We start from the raw sequence: 19,911 nt of genomic DNA, 5'->3' as shown, positions 1-19,911 counted from the left end.
CGCATGGTAGGCAACCCGGCCCCCTTCCCTCACCTCAGGGTTACTTGATCTTCTTGCCGGCGGACAGCAGGTCCTCGCAGGCGGTGACGATGCGCGCGGCCATGGCGGCCTCGGCGGCCTTGCCCCACGAGCGGGGGTCGTACAGCTTCTTGTTGCCGACCTCGCCGTCGACCTTCAGGACGCCGTCGTAGTTGCGGAGCATGTGGTCGGCGACCGGGCGGGTGAAGGCGTACTGGGTGTCGGTGTCGATGTTCATCTTGATGACGCCGTAGGAGAGGGCCTCCCGGATCTCCTCCAGGGTGGAGCCGGAGCCGCCGTGGAAGACCAGGTCGAACGGCTTGTCCTTGCCGGACTTGGCGGCGACGGCGTCCTGGATCTCCTTCAGGACCTCCGGACGCAGCTTGACGGCGCCGGGCTTGTAGACGCCGTGGACGTTGCCGAACGTCGCGGCCAGGATGTAGCGGCCCTTCTCACCGGTGCCGACGGCGTCGACGGTCGCCAGCGCGTCCTCGACGGTCGTGTACAGCTTCTCGTTGATCTCGTGGGCGACGCCGTCCTCCTCGCCGCCGACGACGCCGATCTCCATCTCCATGATCGTGCGCGCCTTGACGGACTCGGCCAGCAGTTCGGCCGCCAGTTCGAGGTTCTCCTTCAGCGGTACGGCGGAGCCGTCCCACATGTGCGACTGGAACAGCGGCTCCTGGCCGCGCGCCACCCGCTCCTGGGAGATCTTGATCAGCGGACGCATGAAGCCGTCCAGCTTGTCCTTGGGGCAGTGGTCGGTGTGCAGGGCGATGTTGACGTCGTACTCGGCGGCCACGACGCGGGCGTACTCGGCGAACGCCGCGGAGCCGGTGACCATGCTCTTGAGGGACCCGGACAGGTACTCCGCTCCACCGGTGGAGACCTGGATGATGCCGTCGCTCTCCGCCTCGGCGAACCCGCGCAGTGCCGCGTTGAGCGTCTGGCTGGAGGTCACGTTGATCGCCGGGTATGCGAAGCCGCCCTGCTTGGCGCGGTCGAGCATCTCGGCGTAGACCTCGGGAGTGGCGATGGGCATGTGCTTTCCTCTCATGACGGGGCAGGTCAGCCACCGCAGCCGCGGTGGTGCCGCAGGAGGGTGCGGCGATGGTCTGCCTCAGTCCTTACTATCTCGTATCGCCTGTTCGTCCTCGGACAGGGGTTGTGCCTGTAGGGACCCCCCACCAGCATGTCCCTGTCACTTAGGCCGACTTGGGCCACTGTGGGCGATTTTGAATTGATGTCCTCTTTGGGCTGCTGGTCGCTTTTCCCAAGGAAGTCGAACTCGGCCGGGGCGGGCTCTGGATAGGCTCGCGTCGTGCATGTTCTCGCCTCCACCCCGCTGAGCCCGGAGTACTGGCTCGGACTCTTCGGTGCGTTCGCCGCGATCGGCGTGCTGGCGATCATCTTCGCCGAGACCGGGCTGCTCTTCGGCTGCATCCTCCCCGGGGACTCCCTGCTGTTCACCGCGGGGATCCTCACCGCGGTCAGCGAGCTCAACGGCGTCGAGTTCCAGCAGATCTCCCTGCCCGTGCTCCTGATCGGGGGGCCGATCGCCGCCATCGTGGGCGCGCAACTCGGGCACTGGCTGGGGGCGAAGTACGGGCGCAAGCTGTTCGACCGGCCGGATTCCAAGATCTTCCGCAAGGAGTGGGTGGAGAAGGCCGAGTACTACTTCAACCGGTTCGGCCCGGAGAAGGCCGTGGTGATCGCGCGGTTCGTCCCGATCGTCCGGACGTTCCTCAACCCGCTCGCCGGCATGCTCGGCATGGACGCCAAGCGGTTCTTCGTCTGGAACGCCATCGGCGCGGTCATCTGGTGCGACTCGCTGTTTTTGCTCGGCCACTACCTGGGCGCCTCGGTCCCGAACATCGACAGGTACATCCTGCCGGGCGTCGCGGTGATCCTGGTGCTCTCGGTCATCCCGATCGTGCGCGAGGTCATGAAAGGGCGGTCCGAAACTAAAGGTCTCGGACAGTAGCTAACGGATGGGTTTATCGCCCACTGATCGGTCATACCGGTCGCCCCACTGTCTTTGTGTCGCTACCCTCGGGCACGTGGGACGTCACCGAAATGACCCTCAGGGTCTTGCACGTATCGTGATCATCGGCGCGGCCGTGGCCTTGGTCGTGGCCTTGGTGGTGGTGGGCGGTATGGCACTGGTGAGCTCCTTCAACACGGAGGCGGCGGCTCCCGGAACGTCCTCCTCCACCACCGCCGACCCCGACAAGGTCCTCACCAGCGCGAAGGACGACACCGCCTACGCCAGGCTCGAGGTCGTCGGGAAGAAGGTCGAGGTCTTCGCCGCGGCGCCGGGCAACACCAAGGTCGTCCTGGACGGCGAGTTGGTCCAGGGTGACGTGCGCAAGATCATCTGGAAGGACCTGAGCCTGACGATCTCCGACTCGTCGGCGGTCCGGGTGTTCGTGGGCGGTGAGCGCTTCCCGCTCCCGGCCAAGCAGCGCGTCACCATCGAATTCGTCGAGGGCAAGCCCAGCATCGTCGGGTGAGCCGGCGAGAGCGCGCCGGCGGCTGAGCCGGAGGGTTCCGGCCCAGCCCGGATCTCCCGGCGCTTGAGGGTCAGAGGCCCAGGGCCTCGAGGTCGAAGGCGTACCGGTACTCCAGCCCGGCCTCCGTGATGGGCTCGGCGGCGCTGCGCTCCACGACGGTCGCCACGCCGACGACCGTCGCCCCCGCCTCGCGGGCCGCCTCCACCGCGGTCAGCGGGGAACCGCCCGTGGTGGAGGTGTCCTCGACGATGAGCACCCGGCGTCCGGAGATGTCCGGCCCCTCGATCCGCCGCTGCATCCCGTGCTGCTTGACGGCCTTGCGCACCACGAACGCGTCCAGCTTCTGCCCGCGCGCCGCCGCCGCGTGCAGCATCGCGGTGGCCACCGGATCGGCGCCCAGCGTCAGCCCGCCCACGGCCGTGTACCCGAGGTCGGTGGTCAGGTCGAGCATCACCCGCCCGACGAGTGGCGCGGCCTCCCCGTCCAGGGTCACCCGCCTCAGGTCCACGTAGAAGGACGCCTTCCGTCCGGAGGAGAGGGTGAAGTCGCCGTGCACCACGGCCTTCGTCTTGATCTCTTTCAGCAGCTCATCACGATCGCTCACCCCTCAACCCTAGGACCCTCGGCCGCGGGGAGGCGTCACCCGTCCGCCGGAGCTGTAACGATGGCGGCATGACGCCCGGAACCCTCGTTCTCCTCGGTTTTCCTCCGTCCGCCAGGCTGCGCGACGAGCTGCGCGCCGCCGGTCATCGCCTCCTGGCGCCCGATCCGAGGGACGCCCCGGAGTCGGGGCACCGGTACGTGGCGGGGGCGGCGCTGCAGATCGGCGCGGCGGACCCGCGGACGCCGCTGGTGCTGGTGGCGCACGGCCTCGCCGGTCCGCTGATGCCCGCGCTCGGCGGCGCGCAGCGGGCGGCGCACCGGCTGGTCGGCGGGTACGTCTTCGTCGACGCGGAACTGCCGGCGCCCGCGGGGGACTGGCCGGACGCGCCCTGCGGCTACCTGGCGACCTCCCAAGGGGATCCGCGGCTGGACGCCGCGCGTTTGCGGGCCTGGCGGACGGCCGAGACCGAGGAGGAGGGACTCGCGCACGCGCTGCGCGAGCTGATCGGATCCCTCTGAATCTGAGAACGGCCTCCCCGGAAAAACGCTTTGTGGAATCCGCCCCGGCGACCCTCGGTAGCCAATAGGTTACATTCAGGCGCGGGCAAAGGGGTATCCATGGGTGAGCACACGAGGGCGGTTCAGGGTGATGCCGTCCTCATCACGAGGGCCAGAGAAGGTGATGACGAGGCCTGCGGCGAGCTCCGCGAGCGGCACGGACGCGCGGCGCTGCGGCTGGCGGGGCTGCTGACCCGCGGCCGGGAGGAGGCCGAGGCCGTGACGGCCGGGGCCTTCGCCGCGGTCTTCGAGATCCTGCGGCAGGGCGGCGGCCCGTCCGATGCCTTCCGCCCCTTCCTGCTCACCACCCTGCGCCGGGCGGTCGCCGGGCACCGGGACACCGAACGCGAGACCTTCGACCCGGACATCCCCTTCGTCGACCCGGCCCTGGCCGGGCTGGAGGGAAGGACGGTGGTCCGGGCCTACCTCTCGCTGCCCGAGCGGTGGCGGGCGGTGCTGTGGCACACCGCGGTCGAGGGAACGAGTCCCGGCCGGGTGCCGCAGCTCTTCGGGATCGGCGCCGACGGCGTCACCGCGCTGGCGCACCGGGCCAGGGAGGGGCTCCGGCAGGCCTACCTCCAGCTGCACCTGGCCGAGGCGCTGCCGCCGGAGTGCCGTCCGGTCCTCGACAGGATCCGCGTGTACCTGCGGGGCGACCTGACGGACCGCGAGGCGGTGCGGGTGCGGAGCCATCTGCGGGGATGCGCGCGGTGCCGCACGGCGGTCGCCGACCTCAAGGACGTCGGCGGCAGGTTGCCGGACGTCGCGGCTCTCGTCCTCGGCACGGCGGCGTCGGCTTATCTGCTGCCCAGGGGAATCGGCCTGCCGTTCCGGTGGGTGGGCACGGTGCTGTCGGCGTGGTGGTGGCGCTCGTCTCCCGGAAGACGAAAACGGGTGGCCACGGCCGGCGCGGTGGCCGTCGTGCTCACGGCGGGGCTGCTCGTATGGCCGACGGGAGAGCCCCGGACCCTGGTCCGCCAAGGGGAGACGCCGGTGGCGGAGGAACCGGATCCGAGGCGTCCGGCGCGCTCGCCTTCCCGAAGGGCCCAGACGGACCAGGTGAACGAGACGGAACGGATGATCCGGACCCTCTCCTCCAGGCCGGGTCCACCCGCCCCGCCACGGCCCGTGGAGTCCAGGGCGCTGCCGGTGCTGAAGGCCGGCGTCCAGCCGGTGGGCGCGCTGGTGCCGGGCCGGACGGGCATCGTCGTCCTCACGGTGCGCAACGAGGGGGCCGTGCGGTCCGGCGAGGTGGTGGCGGACGTGTCCTTGCCGCGCGGCGTGGCGTGGCACGACGGTTCGTCCGGCGCCCTGGACGAAGGCTGGTCGTGCCGGCCGGTGGAGAGCGTGCTGCGCTGCGGCCGGCCTCCGCTCCCCCCGGGTGGTGGCGCCTCGGCCCACCTTCCCGTCGCCGTGGCCCCGGACGCCGGTCCGGGGGCGTCGCCGTCGGTCGTGCTTCCCGGCTCGGCCGTCCGCGGCCGCGCCTCGGCCGGGGTCGGCGCGTCAGGGCTGCCCGCCCGGTTCGCCGTCGACGGCCGGGTGCGCGTCACCATGGTGGGCAACATACTGCTGAGCTGTCCCGGCCACGAGCCCGAGTGCGGGCCCGCCCGGCAGCGCAGGGGAGTGCGGCTCGACAACGACCGGTGGGAGATGGGCCCGCTCGACCTCGACGGGGCCGACGGCACCGTCGCCTCCAGCCCGGCGCTGCTCGAGGCGTCCGGCCGGGTGCGCTGGGCCGGTCTCTACTGGTCGGGGATGACGGAGCCCGACTCGGGGAAGGCGGACCCGCGGAAGTACACCGCGAGGCTGCGCGGCCCGTCCGGGAGCTACCGGACGGTCGAGGCGTCCTGGACGGAACGGGTGAGCCTGCCGGAGCACCAGGCGTACCAGGCGTTCGCCGAGGTCACCGAGCAGGTGCGCCGGGCGGGCCGTGACGGGGGCCGCTGGTGGGTGGCCGACGTGCCCGCGCTCACCGGGCCCGGCACGTACGCGGGCTGGAGCCTGGTGGTCGTCTCCGACGACCCGGAGGCGGAGCCGGGCAGGACGGTGGTGCTCGACGGAGCACGGGCGCTCGGCACCGGCGGCACGACACGGCTGCGCGTTCCGCTGGGCGGCCTGCCGTCCGGTGCTCCCGCGCGGATCGGACTGCTGGCCTGGGAGGGGGACGCCGCCCGCGCCGGCGACACGGTGCTGCTCGACGGCAGGCCGCTGAGTTCGCCCAACGCCTTCACCGGGACGCTGGCGGAAGGGGAGAGAACCTTGTCCTTCGGCATGGATCTGGTGTCCTACCGGGCGCAGCCGACCGAGAAGTCCGTGCTGGAGGTCGTGTCCACGGCCGACGCCCTGATGGTGGGGGTGGTAACGGTCATGACACCCTCGCGCCGCTGACCGGTCTCGAGATTCCCCGTAAAGATGATGTGAACTCATTCCGGACAGACCAGAACGACTGGTAGCGTCCGCGCTGACAGTTGCCCACGTCACTCTGCCCGTGCCCGGGCTCTTGCGTACGCCTTGGACGCGGTGAAGGATGGCGAATCGCCGGAACGGCATACGGCACGAGTGGCCTTCACTACGCTAGAGCTACCCCAGGGTCGAGAGGTTCGGTGTTCTCGTGGATCGCTGTGCGCTGTTCATAGACGCCGGCTACCTGCTATCGGAGGGCGGGGCGGCGGTGCACGGCACCCGGCACCGCGAACAGGTCTCCTGGGATCTCGACGGGCTGCTCAAACTGCTGGGGGAGCTGGCGAGGGAGCATTCCGGGCTGCCGCTGCTGCGCTGCTACTGGTACGAGTCCGCGGTCGAGGGCAGGCGCGGCCCCGAGCACGAGGCGCTGGCCGACCTTCCCGGCGTGAAACTGCGGCTGGGCCGCAGCCGCCCGGGCCGCCGTGACGGCGTCGACACCGAACTGCACCGCGACCTGCTGGCCCTGGCGCGCAACCACGCCATCTCCGACGCCATCGTCATCAGCGGTGACGAGGACCTCGTGGGAGTGCTGTGCGACGCCCAGGACCTCGGCGTCCGCGTCACCGTCGCGCACGTCCCCGCCGGCGGCGACCTGACGGTCTCCCGGCTGCTGCGCCAGGAGTGCGACGACCTCGTCGAGGTCGGCGCGAGCCGGCTCCGCCCTTACGTCAGCCTCCTGTCGGGTCTGGACCGCGTCTCCGACACGGGTCCGTCGCCGCTGTCCAACGGCCACGGCACCACCACCGGCTCCTCGCCCCTGGCGGCGCTGCAGGACAGCGTGCACTCCCCATCGGCGTCCCACGCGTCGGCGCCGCAGTCCTCCCCGCTCACCCCGCCGTCCGCGGCTCCCGCGCCCGTGGGGGCCTCCCAGTTCGCGGCCCCGGTGTCCGGCGCGCCCCCGGCGCTGAACGGCCTCACCTTCGGCTCGCGGGACCCGTACAGCCCTCAGGACTCCTACAGCACTCAGGATTCCTACAGCACCCCGAGCTCTTACAGCACACCGGACTCCTACCGGGCGAAGGACTCCTACGGCTCGCAGGACTCCTACGGCGCGAAGGAACCTTACGGTTCGCAGGATCCCTACAGGACGCAGGACCCGTACGCCGCGAAGGATCCGTACGGCTCGCAGGAGCAGTCCCCGCCGAGTTATCTGAGCCCCTCGTACGGCTCGTCCTCCGCGACGTCCACGGGCCCGACGCCCCTCCCTCCGACCTCGACGTCCCCGTCGCTGCCGCCGCAGTCGTCCTTCACCAGCCCCACCAGCACCGGCACCGGCGGTCTCCCCGCCTATCCGCTGACGCCGCCGGCGAGCCAGCCCCCGGCGCAGTCCTCTCCTCCCGCCCTGCCCCAGTACGGCTCCTACACCAGCCCGAACTCCCTGGTCCCCCAGTCCCGCTCGCCCCAGGCGCCGTCCCTGTCGGACGCCGTCCAGGCCGCCCACACCGAAGGCCAGGACTTCGGTGAGTCGGTGGCCAGGGACGCCCCCGCCCTCTGGCTCGAAGCGGTCCTGGCCCGTAAGCCCCGCATGCCCTCCGACCTCGAGGCCCGCCTCCTGCAGGGTTCGTCCCTCCCCATCGACTTCCTCCTCCACGACGAGGTCCGCCACGCCCTCCGCCGGGGATTCTGGGACGCCCTGGAGCGCGCCCGCCGCTGACCGTCCCGTGTCGCGCCGCCGGGGCGCCCTGGAGCGCTTTCCCGAGTGAGGGCCGGCGGGTGCCGAACACACCCGTCCTTTGGCGCAGGTTTAGACGATCTTGAGGATTCCTCCGGTTTCGGGAGCGACTCGCGGGTAACGTCATAGCCGTGACCCACGTGACGGAAGCCGATCTCGACGACCTGGAGTTCGACGGGCTGCGGACGGGACAGCACCGGGCGGCCGCGGTGCGGCTCGCGGAGCTGGCGGACCGGGCCACCGGAGCCGAAGGCGTCTCCCGGGCGAAGGTGCTGCTCAGGGCCGGGGAGCAGTTCCAGCACGCCGGTGACCACGCGCATGCCGCGGAGGTGTACCGCAAGGCCATCGAGGACGGCGGCGAGGTGTACGGGGACCCCCGGGTCTACCTGGCCGACGCCCTGCTGAAGCTCGACGACAAGGCCGGGGCGCTGGACCTGCTTGCTCAGGTCAGGGACAGCAAGCCCAGCGACCCGGAGGTCTACCGCAGCGTCGCCGAGGTGCTCTACGAGTACGGCGACCTGCTGGGTGCGCACACCTGGGCCACCCTGGGCGCCGACCTCGTGCTCGACATGCCCGCGCACGAGCGCGGAGACGCGGCCGACAGCCTCGAGGGGCTGCTGCGCCTGCGCTTCCGCGCCCGCGTGGACCTGGGCCGTCCCGAGGACGAGTACGACGACCTGCTCGACGCCTAGCGCGTTCCCGGACACACCGGTCACCCGGTATGTCCGCTGTCGTGCTCAGTGTGCCTTTTCGAGCGTCTTGCGCGTCCGCTGTGGTGCTCAATGTGCCTCTTCGAGCGCCTCGCACGTTCGTCGGCGTGCTCAGTGCGCCCTTCCGGGTGCCTCGCGCGTCCGCCGGGGCGCCTAGCGCTCCTCGCCGGACGCCTTGCGCGTCCGCCTGTAGTCCAACGGAGCCCGGTGCAGTTCGGTGAGCGCGGTCGGTCCGGACGGGGCCTGCCACACGACTTCGTCCCGTGAGACCGTCGCGATCGCGTTGTCGAACCAGGGCCCGTCGGTGAGCCGCCAGCGCAGTGGCGGCCGGGGCACCCGCGCGGTCTTGGCGACGAGCCGCGCGGGGATGTTCCCCCACACCATGGCCGCCAGCCGGTTGGCCCACTGGAATTTCGCGCCCAGCGGGTTGCGGAAGGGCGAGCACACGATCTGGTTGATCGGCAGCCCCTTCACCCGCGCGAGATAGCTGTAGTGCACGTCGCCGCCGAGGAACGAGACATGCTGGGGCGCCTTCCCGCGCTGCCCCTGGACGACCTCGGTGACGGCCTTGGCGATCGCCTCGAAGCTCTCTCCGAACGCCGCCCAGTGCTCCAGGTCGATGGCCTGGCGGATCTTCTCCGCGAGCTTGTTCCTGGTGTGGTCGTTCCTGCGCCCGCCTGCGGCGATCTTCTCGTTCCAGGCCTCGAGGTGGTGGATGGTCCGCGGCAGCAGGAACGGCAGCGAGCTGGCGATGAGGAGCTGGTCGACGTCCCCGGTGAGCTGATCGTCGACCCACGCCTGCTCGGCGTCGTCGAGCATCGCGCGGCGGGTCTCGGTGAGCAGCCGCGACGCCCTGGTGTCGATGACGACGACCCGGGTGCCGCCGAGGTCGATCCGGAAGGACCAGCGTGCCGTCTCGGGCTTCAGGTCGGCCTGCTCGGCGAACTCGTCGAGGATCGCGCCGCCGTCATCGAGCTCCTTGATCCGCTGGTAGAGCGCGTCGTCGCGGCGCTGCTGCGGGGTGAGGTTGCCCAGGTGCTGGTAGACCCAGTACGAGCCGAGTCCGCCGACGATCCGCGACTTCCACCAGGGCTGCTCGGCCACCCACTGGCGCCAGACGTAGGAGGTGTTCCAGTCGTCCCGGACGTCGTGGTCGTCGAAGATGCTGTACACGGGCACGGTCGAGAACAGCCACCGGACGGCGGGGTCGGTCATCCAGGCCAGCCGGTACAGCTCGGTGTACTCCTCGAAGTCGGCGATCTCCTCGCCGGCTCCGCTGTCGATGTCCCGCCGCCCCTTGATGAAGTCGCGCATGCGCTCGCCGGTGGCGTCGGCGTAGACCTGGTCGCCGATCATGGTCAGGGCGGTCGGCGGCTCGGCCCCGTTCTTCAGCTCGTGGGCGAAGGCGCTGAGCGCGTCCACCCCGTGCGTCTCCTGCGAGGCGGGCGAGACCCGGCAGGACCCGAACGCGATCCGCGCGGGCCGCGACGGGTCGACCGTCCGGATCACACTCGACGGGAACTCGCTCCCGGGCTGCGGCCACACCTTCTTGCCGTCCAGCAGCACCTCGTAGGGGGTGGTGCTCCCGGGCTCCAGCTCTTCCACGTCCACCAGGGCGTAGTGGTGTCCGTGCACCGTGAAGGTCCGCTCGGTCCGCCCGAGCGCGCTCACCTCACACGCCTCGGTCGTCTCCACCCACAGGGTCGCCGTCCGCTCCGTGACATTCCGAAGAAGAGGCCCGAGTACCAACGCTGCCGTCATGTCAGACATCACACCTGAACTCCTACCTTCTCGTCTACACATCCCCTGCTACCCGGAGTCCAGGACCGGCACTCCGCCGACCCGTAGTAGCGGTGGACACAGGCTAGGGTCGAAAAGGAAGCGGTTTCGTCGATCCGTCGTCGCCGGGAGGCCTCTACCGATGACCGTCGCGGTCTGGGACGCCCTGCGGCGCGAGCCTCTGCGCTTCCCCTTCACGGCCTGGCCGCTGCGCTGCTGGGCCTTCCTGCTCAGCGGCACCGTCCTGGGGTTCTCCCTGTTCGCCGTGCTCGCCGTACTGATCGTCGGCGGGGTCGGATCGTCCTTCCTGGGCATCGGCCTGGTGATCCTGCTGGCCGTCGCGGTATCCGGCATCCCCGTGGCGGCCCTGGAACGGCGCAGGCTGCGGATCGTCGAGCCGGAGCGCCTGCCCTCCCCGCACGGAGCGCTGCCCGGCGCCGGGATCATGAGTCGGCTGCGGACCCGGCTCCGGGAGCGGGCCACCTGGCGTGAGCTCGGTTACACCCTGCTCTGGGCGGTGGTGTTCACCGCCGCCGGGTTCGGATTCACCGCCCTGCTCGGCATGTCTCTGATCCTGGTGGCGACGCCCGTCATCGTGTGGGCGCTCTCACCAGAGACCGTGATGCTGATCCCGGGCAGAGCCGTCTCCGGTCCGGTCGAGGCCCTGGGGGGCACGGCGGCGGGGCTGCTCGGCCTCCTTCTGGCCGTGTACGCGGGCGCGTTGCTGACCGGAGCGCAGGTGAGCACCGCGCGGTTCCTGCTGTCGGCCCGCGAGGAGGGCGCCCAGATCATCGAGCTCACACGCTCCCGGGCCCGGCTGCTCGACGCCTTCGAGGCCGAACGGCACCGCATTGAGCGCGACCTGCACGACGGCGCCCAGCAGCAGCTCGTCGCCCTCAGCATGACCCTGGGCCTGGCGGAGCTGGAGCTGCGCGGCCAGGACTCGCCCGCCGTCCCGCTCCTCGCCCGGGCCAAGGGCGAAGCCCGCCAGGCCCTGGACCAGTTGCGTGACCTCGTCCGGGACATCCACCCGCAGGTGCTCGCCGACCACGGGCTGCCCGCCGCAGTCGCCGAACTCGCGCTGCGCAACCCGATCCCGGTGACCGTCGACCTCGACGTGCCCAACCGGCTCCCCGCGTCCGTCGAGACGACGGCGTACTTCACCCTCACCGAGGCCCTCACCAACGCCTCCAAGCACAGCGGAGCCGGCCGGATCTCGGTCGAGGGCCGGGTGCGGGGCGGTGTGTTCGTGCTGCTGGTCACCGACGACGGCCGCGGCGGCGCCGATCCCGCGGCCGGAGCGGGGCTGCAAGGATTGGCCGACCGCTTGGCCATCGTGAAAGGCAGGCTCATCGTGAGCAGTCCACCCGGCGGACCCACCCGGCTGCGCGTGGAGGTCCCGTGCTCCGCGTAGTGCTCGCCGAGGACGCCGTCCTGCTGCGCGCAGGGCTGGTCGAACTGCTCTCCCGGGTCGGCCACAAGGTGACGTCCGCCGTCGGGGACGCCGGGGAACTGGCCCGCGCCGTCGACGCCGACCAGCCGGACGTGGTCATCACGGACGTGCGGATGCCGCCCGGATTCCGCGACGAAGGACTCAAGGCCGCGCTCGATCTGCGTGCCCGGCACCGGGGTCTGCCGGTGCTGGTGCTCTCTCAGTACGTCGCGACCGCCTACGCCACGCAGTTGCTGGGGGGAGCCGCCCCCGCGGAGGGCGGGCTGGGGTACCTGCTGAAGGACAGGGTCGGCGAGGTCGCGGAGTTCCTCGACGCCCTGGAACGGGTGGCGGGCGGCGCGACGGTCATCGACCCCGAGGTGATCCGGGTCCTGCTGCGACAGCAGACGGCGGACCGGCCGCTCCAGCGGCTGACGCCCAGGGAACGGGAAGTGCTGGCACTGATGGCCGAAGGCCTCAACAACCACTCCATCGCCCAGCGGCTCACCATCACCGAGGCCTCGGTGGTCAAGCACTGCGGCAACATCTTCATGAAGCTGGACGTCGACCCGACCGAGGGCAACCGCCGCGTCCTCGCCGTCCTGGCCCACCTGCGCGGCGAGGATGTCACGGCGTAGGACGGTACTCACGCACGATGCGCGGCCCGGTCCGGGCCCGGCGTCAGCAGCCGTGCCAGACGATCCGCCGAGGCGTTCCACGACCACTGCCTCTCCATCCACAGCCGTCCGGCCTCTCCCATCGCCGCGCGGTCAGGGGAGCGGAGGACCCTCGCGGTCGCGTCGGCCACGGCCCGTACGTCCCGTCCGTCGACCACCTCGCCCGTGATTCCGGGCAGTACCGTGTCCGGAGCACCGCCGGAGTCGCCCGCCACCACGGGAAGCCCGCTCGCGGCAGCCTCCAGGAACACGATGCCCAGTCCTTCCGCCTCCATCCCGACTCGTCTCGTCCGGCACGGCATGACGAACACGTCCGCGGCCGAGTAGTAGGGGGCCGTTTCAGCATGGGTACGGCCGCCTGCGAAGACCACCTGGTCTCCGGGCGCATAACGGTCGGCCAGCCCGCGCAACCGCGCCTCGTCGGGGCCCTTGCCCACGATCATCAGAACCGCGTCCGGTACCGATCGCCGGATCAGCGGCAGCGCCCGGATCAACATGTCCTGGCCTTTGCGGGGCACGAGCCGGGAGACGCAGAGGACCATCGGTCGCGTTCCGGTGATCCCATGCAGGTCGCGGACCTCACGCGCGCGGTCCGAAGAAGGCCGGAACACGGCCGTGTCCACTCCCGGCACCAGCCGTTCCAGCCGGGCCCGGGGTCCGAGCGCGGGCGCGATCCGGCGTCGGGCGTACTCGCCGAGACAGGTCACCACGTCCACATGGTCGCCGATCCTGCGCAGAATCCGGCGTGCTCCCGGCGTGCGGGCCCACCAGATCTCGTGGCCGTGGGTCGTGGCCACCATGCGCTGGATCCCGCCGTGCCTCAAGGCGGGCGCCATCGAGGCCAGCGGCGCGGCCGCTCCGAACCAGACCCGGTCGCATCCGTGCTCGCGGGCGGTCTCCAGCACGCGTCGGGTGACGCGGGGGGTCGGCAACAGCGTGCGAGAGGGGTCCCGGATCACGGGGAACGGAAGGGCGGCGTCGTACGCGGCCGCGCCCGGTTCGCTGGAGGTGTGGACGACGACGTTCGGGAGCCGGGTCGCCATGGCATGTACGAAGGTCTCGATACCGCCCTGCCGGGGAGGGAAGTCGTTGGTCACGATCAAAGTGGTGTTCATGGGGTGCCGCCTCCGCGGGAGAAGAGAAGGGGATGCTCAGGCGGCGATCGGCACGGAGGGCGCGGGCGGGCGGCTCACCGCGGTGTGGCGTTCCGCTCCGGACAGCCGGGCCCACACGGCCAGCACCACGGGCAGCGCCAGGTAGCCGAACCGGCCGGCGGGCGCCAGCAGGAAGGCCAGGAACAGGCCTGCGGCGAGCCGGTCGGCGGCGGACACCACATCGTGCGGCGGCCGGATCCTCAGGGAGACGGCCACGGCCAGACCGCCCGCCAGCAGCAGGGCCACGGCCGCGTACCGGCCGGCAGGTCCCAGATCCGTCAGCAGCCGTCCAGGCAGCGGGCTGCTCGCAGGGGTCGGCAGGGCGCCGCGCCCGGTGGGGAAGGCGAACACCTGCTGGACCACGGCTTCCGCCGACGACCAGACGAAGGGGAGGACCAGCGCGGCGGTACCGGCCAGGGACGCGCCGGCGCAGCGCAGTGCCGCGCGTCGTCCCGAGGCGTGGGCCAGCAGCGACACGGCGACCGCGACCGCGGGCCAGGCCGTCCACTTCAGCGAGCAGGCTACGGCCAGCACCAGCCCCGCCTCGACCGGGCGGTGCCGGGCGGCCAGGGCGAGAGCGAGGCAGAGCAGCCCGATGAGCGGCAGATCCACCCCGCTGACGCACAGGGGCAGCGCGACGACCGGTGAGGCGACCAGGACCGCGAGGGGGAGCCCGTAAGAGGAGTCCCACAGGCGGGCGCCTGGCCCGCCGCTCGTCCGCAGAACCCTTCGTCCGGCCCACAGGCAGCCGAGGAACGCCACCGCGCACCACACGCGTGAATCTCCCAGAGGCCGGAGCAAGCCGTCATCGCCGAACAGTGCCCGGGGAAGGCCGAGAGCCGCCATGCCGGGCAGGTAAGGGGTGTATTCGTGCACCGTGCGCGGATCGGCCAGATACGGCGTGCCGTGCTGGAGCAGCAGCGTTCCGGAACGCTCGATGACGCCGACCTCGCTCTGCGCACTGCCGGTCAGCACCAGCCAGAGGAAGGGAACGACGGCCGCACCGGCGAGCGCCCACCCCACCGATACGACCCGTGCCCGAGGCCACGGCAGTCGGCCCGCCGCGACGGCCGCCCCGAGGTACCCGATCGCGGCACAGATCCCCCAGAAACGGTGCGTCCCCAGCGTGGAGAAGAGGGGGAACGCGACGGCCCAGAGTGCCGCGGACACCCAGCCCGCGACCCACCACGAGCGGGAATTCCATGTTCGGAAAGCCTGATGATTAAGCACCCTGCCATTGCAGTCGGGCGGGCTGCCCGGGTCATGACGGCCAGGTCGAGACCTGTTGGTCGGGTTTCCCCTACCAACGCGACCAGCGGAGAAGGCACGGGGTCACTGGCGAGTGACGGCCGTCACCCCGAGGAGCAACGCCACGGGAATGGCGATCACTCCTGTCAGCAGGAGATCAAGGCCGCCGCGCACAGGCCGATCGTCCGGACGAACAGCAGGCTGAGTCTGCCGGGCCGCTCGTGGCCGTCCTCCGGGCTGTGGACGGTGAGGCGGACTCCGCATTTCTCGCTCATCGGGTGCCTCTGCGGAGCTGGGTGCGGATGGCCAGGCGGGTGACGGGGCCGAGGTCCTCCAGGACGGCGATCAGGCGGCCGAGCTGTTCCAGGGAGGCGATGGCGCGGTCGGCCTCCTTCGGGTCGACGCCTTCGTAGAGGTCGAGGCCGATGAAGGCGGCGGTGACGGCGCGGGACAGGCCTCCGACGTCCACGAACTCGGCCAGGGGGGTCGCCGTCAGGACACGGTGGAGTACCCGCTCGATCTCTTCGGACCACAGGGCCAGGCCGGCGGCCGTCGCGGGGGCGAGTTCCGGGGCGGCCTGGGCTCCGGCCAGGAGTTGGGCGAGCATCGCGAGGTCGGTCCGCTCGTCGGCGCGGATCGTCCGGCCCAGTTCCAGTAGTTCGGTGAGGGAGCGCACGCGCTGGAATCCGGCGCGGTAGGCGTCCACCTGTTCGCGGGCTCCGAACTCGCAGGCCGCGGCCAGCAGGCCGTGGACGCTGCCGAAGTGGTGGAAGACCAGGGCCTGGTTCACCCCCGCCGTAGCGGCGATGTGCCGCGCGGAAGCCCCCGCCATACCGCGCGTGCGCAACGTCTCCAAAGCGCCTCTGACCAGCTTTTCCCTAGTGTCAGCAGCCATCTCCGCCTCCTGGTTGAGCGATCGCTCAACCAGGAGGCTAGAGCTTTTTGAGCGTTCGCTCAATCTCGTTTCCGGCTTGCGGGGAAGATCGCCGGTATGTTGTCCTATTGTCGTAGGACAATGAGACGGGGTGTCGATGATCGAATTCGTGCTGGAAAGGCGTTCGCGGGTCGCGACGTACATGCAGCTCGTCCTGCAGGTGAAGCAGGCGCTGCGGGTGGGGCTCCTGCGACCGGGGGACCAGCTGCCCCGGGTGCGGGAGGTGGCGCAGGCGCTGGCCGTCAACCCGAACACGGTGCACAAGGCCTACCGCGAGCTGGAAGTGGAAGGGCTCGCCGAGGGGCGGCCCGGGGTGGGCACCTTCGTGGTGAAGACCCTGGCCGGGCCGTCACTGGGCAACCAGGCGGAACTGCGGGAGGAACTCGTGGCCTGGCTGGGCAGGGCGCAGGCCGCGGGACTGTCCCGCGAGGACGTCGCCGCACTGATCGACACGACGATGCGGACTGATCTCACACCCTCCTCCCCGCAGGACATCGCGGGGCCGACGCACAGCCGAGGAGCGTGAACGGGATGGAACCGGCTCTGGAGACCGAGGCGCTGGGCAAGCGCTACGGACGGACCTGGGCGCTGCGGGACTGCACGTTCCGGCTTCCGGCGGGACGCGTCACCGCCCTGGTCGGGCCGAACGGGGCGGGCAAGAGCACGCTGCTGCACCTGGCCGTCGGGCTGCTGAAGCCCGACGAGGGACGGGTGCGCGTGTTCGGGAAGGAACCGCGCGACGGCACCGAGGCGCTGTCGGAGATCGGGTTCGTCGCTCAGGACACCCCGCTCTACCGGGACTTCACGGCGCGCGAGCTCATCTCCCTGGGCGGCAGGCTGAACCGGCGCTGGGACGACGCGCTCGCCCGGGACCGGCTGTCCGCGCTCGGCATCCCACCGGACAGGCCGGTCGGCAAGCTCTCCGGCGGGCAGCGGGCGCAGGTCGCTCTCGCCCTGGCGCTGGCCAAACGCCCCCGGCTCCTGCTGCTGGACGAGCCGGTCGCGGCCCTCGACCCGCTCGCCCGCCGGGAGTTCATGCAGGCGCTGATGGGCGCGGTCGCCGAAAGCGAGGCCACCGTGCTGTTCTCGTCGCACCTTCTGGCGGAGCTGGAACGCACCTGCGACCACCTGATCGTGCTGCAGAGCGCGCACGTCCAGCTGGCCGGCCCCGTCGACGAGCTGCTGGACGGGCACCGCCTCCTGGTGGGGCCGCGTGACGCGGGGACGCCGGCCGGCGTGGAGAAGGTCGTCCGCGCCGCGCACACCGACCGGCAGTCCACGCTCCTGGTGCGCTCCCGCGCCCTGCCCGCCCTGGATCCGGAATGGACGGAGCACGAGGTGGGCCTGGAGGACCTGGTCCTGGCGTACCTGGCCGACGCCGAGACCCGAGAGACGAACACCGCGTGGGAGGTGACGGCGTGATCTGGCTGACCTGGAGGCAGCACCGCAAGCAGGTGCTGTACACGCTGATCGCCTTGGCGGCGCTGGCGGCCGTCCTGGTGCCGACCGGCCTCGCCATGCACGGGCGGTTCGAGGACACCGGGCTGAAGGCCTGCCTGGCCGGGCTGGGCGGCGAGTCGCTGATCGCGCAGACGGAGAGCGCGGACAAGTGCCAGATGCTGGCCCACGAATTCCAGCAGAAGTACAGCAGCCTGTCCTTCGTCGCGGTCCTGTTCGTGATCCTGCCGGTCTTCGTGGGCGTCTTCTTCGGAGCCCCGCTGGTCGCCAGGGAACTGGAGGAGGGCACCCACCGGTTCGCGTGGACGCAGGGGGTCAGCCGCACCCGCTGGGCGCTGGCCAAGTTCGGGCTGGTCGGCGGCTTCACCCTGCTGGTGGCGGTGGTGTACGCGCTGGGCGTCTCCTGGTGGTTCGCCCCCTTGGTGGCCGCCATCGGCTCCCGCATGGGATACCTCGCCTTCGACGTGCAGGGCGTCGTTCCCGTCGCCTACACCCTGTTCGCCGTGGCCCTGGGCGTCTTCGCGGGCGTGTACCAGCGCAAGGTCCTGCCCGCGATGGGCGTCGCCGTCGGTGGTTTCGCGGCCGTCCGCATCGGGATCGAACTGCTGGCCCGCCCCCGCTACCTGCCGCCCGAGACGCTGACGTACGCGCTGGGGAGCAGCGACCTGGTCAACCCGGCCGCCGGTGACTGGATCCAGTCCCACGGCATCCGTAACGGCGCCGGAGAACTCGTTCTGCCGGACGCCAAGATCGGTCCCTGCCCTCCGGGCGACTCGATGTGCAGCCGGGACATCCAGGAACTGGGCACTGGCGCCCACAACTGGCAGCTCTACCAGCCGGGCGACAGGTTCTGGCTGTTCCAGGGCATCGAGACCGGCGTCTTCCTCGCCCTCACCGCGCTGCTGCTCGCACTGGCCGTCCGACGGCTGAGCGCCCTCTCCTGAACGGCGTGCGCCCGAGGCCGCCGGACCTCGCGGGTCCGGCGGCCTCGGGCACGGGATCAGCGGCCTCCGCGGTTGTTCATCTGGCGGGTCGGCAGCCTGCGGGCGTTGTTGCGGCCCATGGCGTTCCGCCCCAGGGCCGCGGACCTCTGGTCGGTGCCCTTGAGCAGGGACTTGCGACCGGACTTCTTGCTGGTGTTCTTGGCGGGCAAAGCAGCCTCCTGCGAGCTCTCGAAACCGGGGACGGTGACTTTCCGGGGTTGCTGAATTCGGCTGTCGTCGCGCATGGGAAAAAGACCTCCGTGCCCGCCGAAGAATGGCAGGGCATTGAAGAGACAAAGGCAGAAAATGGTCCCGTGCCAGGTGGAGGCATCATGAAACGCCCACGGCAGGGGTGATGAAGGGGATGTGCGAAGGGAGCGGGCCCGCGTGACGCAGGGCGCTGTGCTCAACCTGTAAGGATCAGATCTCCATGTCCAAGACAATAACACTCATGTCCGCGATGGTGTCAACATCTTTTCTCGCGGTCCGGGTACTCAGGGCCGGTTGAGTATCCCGGCCCTGCCCGAAGAACGGTCATTACGGGACTCTTGACCCATGAGAGACAAGACGAAGAGCTTCGGTGTGTGGATCGCGGTGGCCGCGGCGACCTTCCTGAACTGGGCCGTCTGGCTCGGCTGGGACCAGAAGTACGACGAGCACCCCGACGGCACCGTCAGCGGCCCCTACGAGCCGTGGCAGGTGGCCGGCATGGTGCTCGTCCTCGCCGCCCTGGTCCTGGCGACGGCCTTCTCCCGCCGCTACCGGACGGCGATCCTCGCCTCGACCTTCGGCATGGCGGTGTCCACCGTCGTGTTCTGGTCCGCCGACGAGAGCGGCCTGTGGGCCGTCGGCGCGACCATGGTCGTGGCGGGCATGCTCGTCACCACCACGGTGGCCGCGGCCGTGGTCCGCGCCGTCCACCAGGCCCGGCTCCGGCCCGCCTCCCAGCCCTGACGAGCCCCGGCGGCCGCGGCTACCGCGCGGCTTCTCGCTCGTCGCCGGAGGATCGTGTTCACCAGAGGGCGAGGACGAGGCAGGCCAGGAGGGGGCAGGCGATGAGGGCGGTCCGGAAGGTGCGCTTGCCGACGATGAGGGCGGCGGGGAGGACGGCCAGGGGGAACGGGGCGAACTGGAAGTCGGAGAGGACTGTGAGCAGGGCGGTCAGGACGTAGGCGAGCAGGGACCAGCGCAGGCGGTCCTGGGGGGTTCGGGTGAGCTCGGAGGAGCGGGCCGTCAGTTTCGCGGCGCCGTAGTAGAGGAGCAGGGGGACGGCGAGGGCGCCTCCCGCGATCATGGCCGCGCCGGAGAACGGGCGGGATTCCTCGGTGAGCAGGAAGGCGCCGGAGAAGAAGGAGACGGTGGCCGAGAGGGCGGCCAGGTAACCGGCGATCGCGACCGCGAGGAAACGGACCAGGACGACCGATACCCACCGGGAAGCGCCGGAGGCGGGGGCGGGAGAGGGAGAGGCGGAGGGCGCGGGGCGCTCCTGCCGGCGGGCGCGCCGCACCGTGTGGGCGCGCTGGGCCGTCCGGGCCTTCCGCGCCGCCTCGGCCTTCTTCTGGGCGTCCGTTTTCTTCTGCTTCTTCTCGCGGCCTGCCACGCCGATCATCGTACGGACGGAGAGGCAGGGGATGTCCGGTTCCTCGATGAGAAGGCGGTGAGTTCGCCGAGGGCGGTCCTGCGGAGGAGACGGGGAGCGGAACGAGAAG

General features: G+C 71.0%; 21 protein-coding genes. 12 read left to right on the top strand and 9 right to left on the bottom strand.

The genetic code is table 11. The features are described from left to right. Positions 1-40: 40 nt before the first annotated feature. The gene (gene fbaA, locus ABD327_RS20575) at positions 41-1,060 is read right to left on the bottom strand and encodes a class II fructose-bisphosphate aldolase (protein ID WP_344452168.1); all 1,020 of its coding nucleotides are present in this window, start codon (positions 1,058-1,060) and stop codon (positions 41-43) included. 279 nt (positions 1,061-1,339) lie between these two features. Here fbaA and ABD327_RS20570 point away from each other — a divergent pair, with 279 nt between their 5' ends. Together ABD327_RS20570 and ABD327_RS20565 are read left to right on the top strand one after the other, a co-directional pair. Next, positions 1,340-2,002, top strand: a complete 663-nt coding sequence (locus ABD327_RS20570) for a DedA family protein (protein WP_344452167.1) — start codon at positions 1,340-1,342, stop codon at positions 2,000-2,002. Positions 2,003-2,138: 136 nt separating this feature from the next. After that, positions 2,139-2,531, top strand: a complete 393-nt coding sequence (locus ABD327_RS20565; protein WP_344452166.1) for a hypothetical protein — start codon at positions 2,139-2,141, stop codon at positions 2,529-2,531. 70 nt (positions 2,532-2,601) lie between these two features. On the opposite strand, the gene pyrE is transcribed toward ABD327_RS20565, so the two are convergent. Beyond that, positions 2,602-3,135, bottom strand: coding sequence for an orotate phosphoribosyltransferase (gene pyrE / locus ABD327_RS20560; RefSeq protein ID WP_344452165.1), 534 nt, complete (start codon positions 3,133-3,135; stop codon positions 2,602-2,604). Between the two features lie 68 nt (positions 3,136-3,203). On the opposite strand from pyrE, the gene ABD327_RS20555 reads away from it, so the two are divergent. The 4 genes from ABD327_RS20555 to ABD327_RS20540 all read left to right on the top strand — a co-directional run bounded on the left by ABD327_RS20555 (position 3,204) and on the right by ABD327_RS20540 (position 8,519). Continuing rightward, positions 3,204-3,653 carry a hypothetical protein gene (locus ABD327_RS20555; protein WP_344452164.1) on the top strand — a complete coding sequence of 150 codons (450 nt, stop codon included), beginning with the start codon at positions 3,204-3,206 and terminating at the stop codon, positions 3,651-3,653. Positions 3,654-3,752: 99 nt separating this feature from the next. Next, positions 3,753-6,080: a zf-HC2 domain-containing protein gene (locus ABD327_RS20550; RefSeq protein WP_344452162.1), complete on the top strand. Its 2,328-nt coding sequence runs from the start codon at positions 3,753-3,755 to the stop codon at positions 6,078-6,080. A 223-nt stretch (positions 6,081-6,303) separates the two neighbouring features. After that, entirely contained in the window at positions 6,304-7,809 is a 1,506-nt protein-coding gene (locus ABD327_RS20545) for an NYN domain-containing protein (RefSeq protein ID WP_344452161.1), read from the top strand. 149 nt (positions 7,810-7,958) lie between these two features. After that, positions 7,959-8,519, top strand: coding sequence for a tetratricopeptide repeat protein (locus ABD327_RS20540; protein WP_344452160.1), 561 nt, complete (start codon positions 7,959-7,961; stop codon positions 8,517-8,519). Between the two features lie 171 nt (positions 8,520-8,690). On the opposite strand, the gene ABD327_RS20535 is transcribed toward ABD327_RS20540, so the two are convergent. Continuing rightward, the gene (locus ABD327_RS20535) at positions 8,691-10,298 is read right to left on the bottom strand and encodes an alkaline phosphatase D family protein (protein ID WP_486303499.1); all 1,608 of its coding nucleotides are present in this window, start codon (positions 10,296-10,298) and stop codon (positions 8,691-8,693) included. A 160-nt stretch (positions 10,299-10,458) separates the two neighbouring features. Between ABD327_RS20535 and ABD327_RS20530 the strand changes: the two genes are divergently transcribed. Together ABD327_RS20530 and ABD327_RS20525 are read left to right on the top strand one after the other, a co-directional pair. Next, on the top strand, positions 10,459-11,730 hold the full coding sequence (locus ABD327_RS20530) for a sensor histidine kinase (RefSeq protein WP_344452158.1): 1,272 nt from the start codon (positions 10,459-10,461) through the stop codon (positions 11,728-11,730). After that, positions 11,718-12,386 carry a LuxR C-terminal-related transcriptional regulator gene (locus tag ABD327_RS20525; RefSeq protein ID WP_344452157.1) on the top strand — a complete coding sequence of 223 codons (669 nt, stop codon included), beginning with the start codon at positions 11,718-11,720 and terminating at the stop codon, positions 12,384-12,386. Before ABD327_RS20530 ends, ABD327_RS20525 begins: the two co-directional genes overlap by 13 nt. Before the next feature lie 8 nt (positions 12,387-12,394). On the opposite strand, the gene ABD327_RS20520 is transcribed toward ABD327_RS20525, so the two are convergent. The 4 genes from ABD327_RS20520 to ABD327_RS20505 all read right to left on the bottom strand — a co-directional run bounded on the left by ABD327_RS20520 (position 12,395) and on the right by ABD327_RS20505 (position 15,722). Beyond that, on the bottom strand, positions 12,395-13,540 hold the full coding sequence (locus tag ABD327_RS20520; RefSeq protein ID WP_344452156.1) for a glycosyltransferase family 4 protein: 1,146 nt from the start codon (positions 13,538-13,540) through the stop codon (positions 12,395-12,397). A 36-nt stretch (positions 13,541-13,576) separates the two neighbouring features. Continuing rightward, entirely contained in the window at positions 13,577-14,749 is a 1,173-nt protein-coding gene (locus ABD327_RS20515; RefSeq protein WP_344452155.1) for a glycosyltransferase 87 family protein, read from the bottom strand. Between the two features lie 224 nt (positions 14,750-14,973). Further along, positions 14,974-15,102, bottom strand: coding sequence for a hypothetical protein (locus ABD327_RS20510; RefSeq protein ID WP_344452153.1), 129 nt, complete (start codon positions 15,100-15,102; stop codon positions 14,974-14,976). Continuing rightward, positions 15,099-15,722, bottom strand: a complete 624-nt coding sequence (locus ABD327_RS20505) for a TetR/AcrR family transcriptional regulator (RefSeq protein WP_344452152.1) — start codon at positions 15,720-15,722, stop codon at positions 15,099-15,101. The genes ABD327_RS20510 and ABD327_RS20505 overlap by 4 nt, the downstream gene beginning before the upstream one ends. Before the next feature lie 136 nt (positions 15,723-15,858). Here ABD327_RS20505 and ABD327_RS20500 point away from each other — a divergent pair, with 136 nt between their 5' ends. From ABD327_RS20500 to ABD327_RS20490, 3 genes are read left to right on the top strand one after another with little or no spacing between them, the layout of a single operon-like run. Beyond that, positions 15,859-16,287 carry a GntR family transcriptional regulator gene (locus ABD327_RS20500; protein ID WP_344452151.1) on the top strand — a complete coding sequence of 143 codons (429 nt, stop codon included), beginning with the start codon at positions 15,859-15,861 and terminating at the stop codon, positions 16,285-16,287. A 5-nt stretch (positions 16,288-16,292) separates the two neighbouring features. Then, positions 16,293-17,183: an ABC transporter ATP-binding protein gene (locus tag ABD327_RS20495; RefSeq protein WP_344452150.1), complete on the top strand. Its 891-nt coding sequence runs from the start codon at positions 16,293-16,295 to the stop codon at positions 17,181-17,183. Continuing rightward, a complete protein-coding gene (locus ABD327_RS20490; RefSeq protein ID WP_344452149.1) occupies positions 17,180-18,163 on the top strand; it encodes an ABC transporter permease in 984 nt (327 codons plus the stop codon). The genes ABD327_RS20495 and ABD327_RS20490 overlap by 4 nt, the downstream gene beginning before the upstream one ends. Positions 18,164-18,219: 56 nt before the next feature. Here the strand turns inward: ABD327_RS20490 and ABD327_RS20485 are convergent, their stop codons facing one another. Further along, positions 18,220-18,372 (bottom strand): hypothetical protein, encoded by a 153-nt coding sequence (locus tag ABD327_RS20485; protein ID WP_344452148.1) that lies wholly within the window; start codon positions 18,370-18,372, stop codon positions 18,220-18,222. Positions 18,373-18,757: 385 nt separating this feature from the next. Between ABD327_RS20485 and ABD327_RS20480 the strand changes: the two genes are divergently transcribed. Beyond that, positions 18,758-19,156, top strand: coding sequence for a hypothetical protein (locus ABD327_RS20480; RefSeq protein ID WP_344452147.1), 399 nt, complete (start codon positions 18,758-18,760; stop codon positions 19,154-19,156). Positions 19,157-19,214: 58 nt separating this feature from the next. On the opposite strand, the gene ABD327_RS20475 is transcribed toward ABD327_RS20480, so the two are convergent. Then, on the bottom strand, positions 19,215-19,802 hold the full coding sequence (locus ABD327_RS20475; protein ID WP_344452146.1) for a hypothetical protein: 588 nt from the start codon (positions 19,800-19,802) through the stop codon (positions 19,215-19,217). Positions 19,803-19,911 lie beyond the last annotated feature (109 nt).

Origin of the sequence: Actinocorallia aurantiaca, from assembly GCF_039533685.1 — a bacterium.
GTDB classification, from domain to species: domain Bacteria; phylum Actinomycetota; class Actinomycetes; order Streptosporangiales; family Streptosporangiaceae; genus Actinocorallia; species Actinocorallia aurantiaca.
The sequence above is the reverse complement of the archived record's forward strand: the minus strand, read 5'-3'. Positions and strand labels throughout refer to the sequence as shown.

Bases quoted from the DNA above. Each gene is read 5' to 3' on its own strand.
- fbaA (WP_344452168.1), bottom strand. From the start codon at position 1,060: ATGCCCATCGCCACTCCCGAGGTCTACGCCGAGATGCTCGACCGCGCC.
- ABD327_RS20555 (WP_344452164.1), top strand. From the start codon at position 3,204: ATGACGCCCGGAACCCTCGTTCTCCTCGGTTTTCCTCCGTCCGCCAGG.
- ABD327_RS20550 (WP_344452162.1), top strand. From the start codon at position 3,753: ATGGGTGAGCACACGAGGGCGGTTCAGGGTGATGCCGTCCTCATCACG.
- ABD327_RS20535 (WP_486303499.1), bottom strand. From the start codon at position 10,298: ATGACGGCAGCGTTGGTACTCGGGCCTCTTCTTCGGAATGTCACGGAG.
- ABD327_RS20530 (WP_344452158.1), top strand. From the start codon at position 10,459: ATGACCGTCGCGGTCTGGGACGCCCTGCGGCGCGAGCCTCTGCGCTTC.
- ABD327_RS20520 (WP_344452156.1), bottom strand. From the start codon at position 13,540: ATGAACACCACTTTGATCGTGACCAACGACTTCCCTCCCCGGCAGGGC.
- ABD327_RS20510 (WP_344452153.1), bottom strand. From the start codon at position 15,102: ATGAGCGAGAAATGCGGAGTCCGCCTCACCGTCCACAGCCCGGAGGAC.
- ABD327_RS20505 (WP_344452152.1), bottom strand. From the start codon at position 15,722: ATGGCTGCTGACACTAGGGAAAAGCTGGTCAGAGGCGCTTTGGAGACG.
- ABD327_RS20500 (WP_344452151.1), top strand. From the start codon at position 15,859: ATGATCGAATTCGTGCTGGAAAGGCGTTCGCGGGTCGCGACGTACATG.
- ABD327_RS20495 (WP_344452150.1), top strand. From the start codon at position 16,293: ATGGAACCGGCTCTGGAGACCGAGGCGCTGGGCAAGCGCTACGGACGG.
- ABD327_RS20480 (WP_344452147.1), top strand. From the start codon at position 18,758: ATGAGAGACAAGACGAAGAGCTTCGGTGTGTGGATCGCGGTGGCCGCG.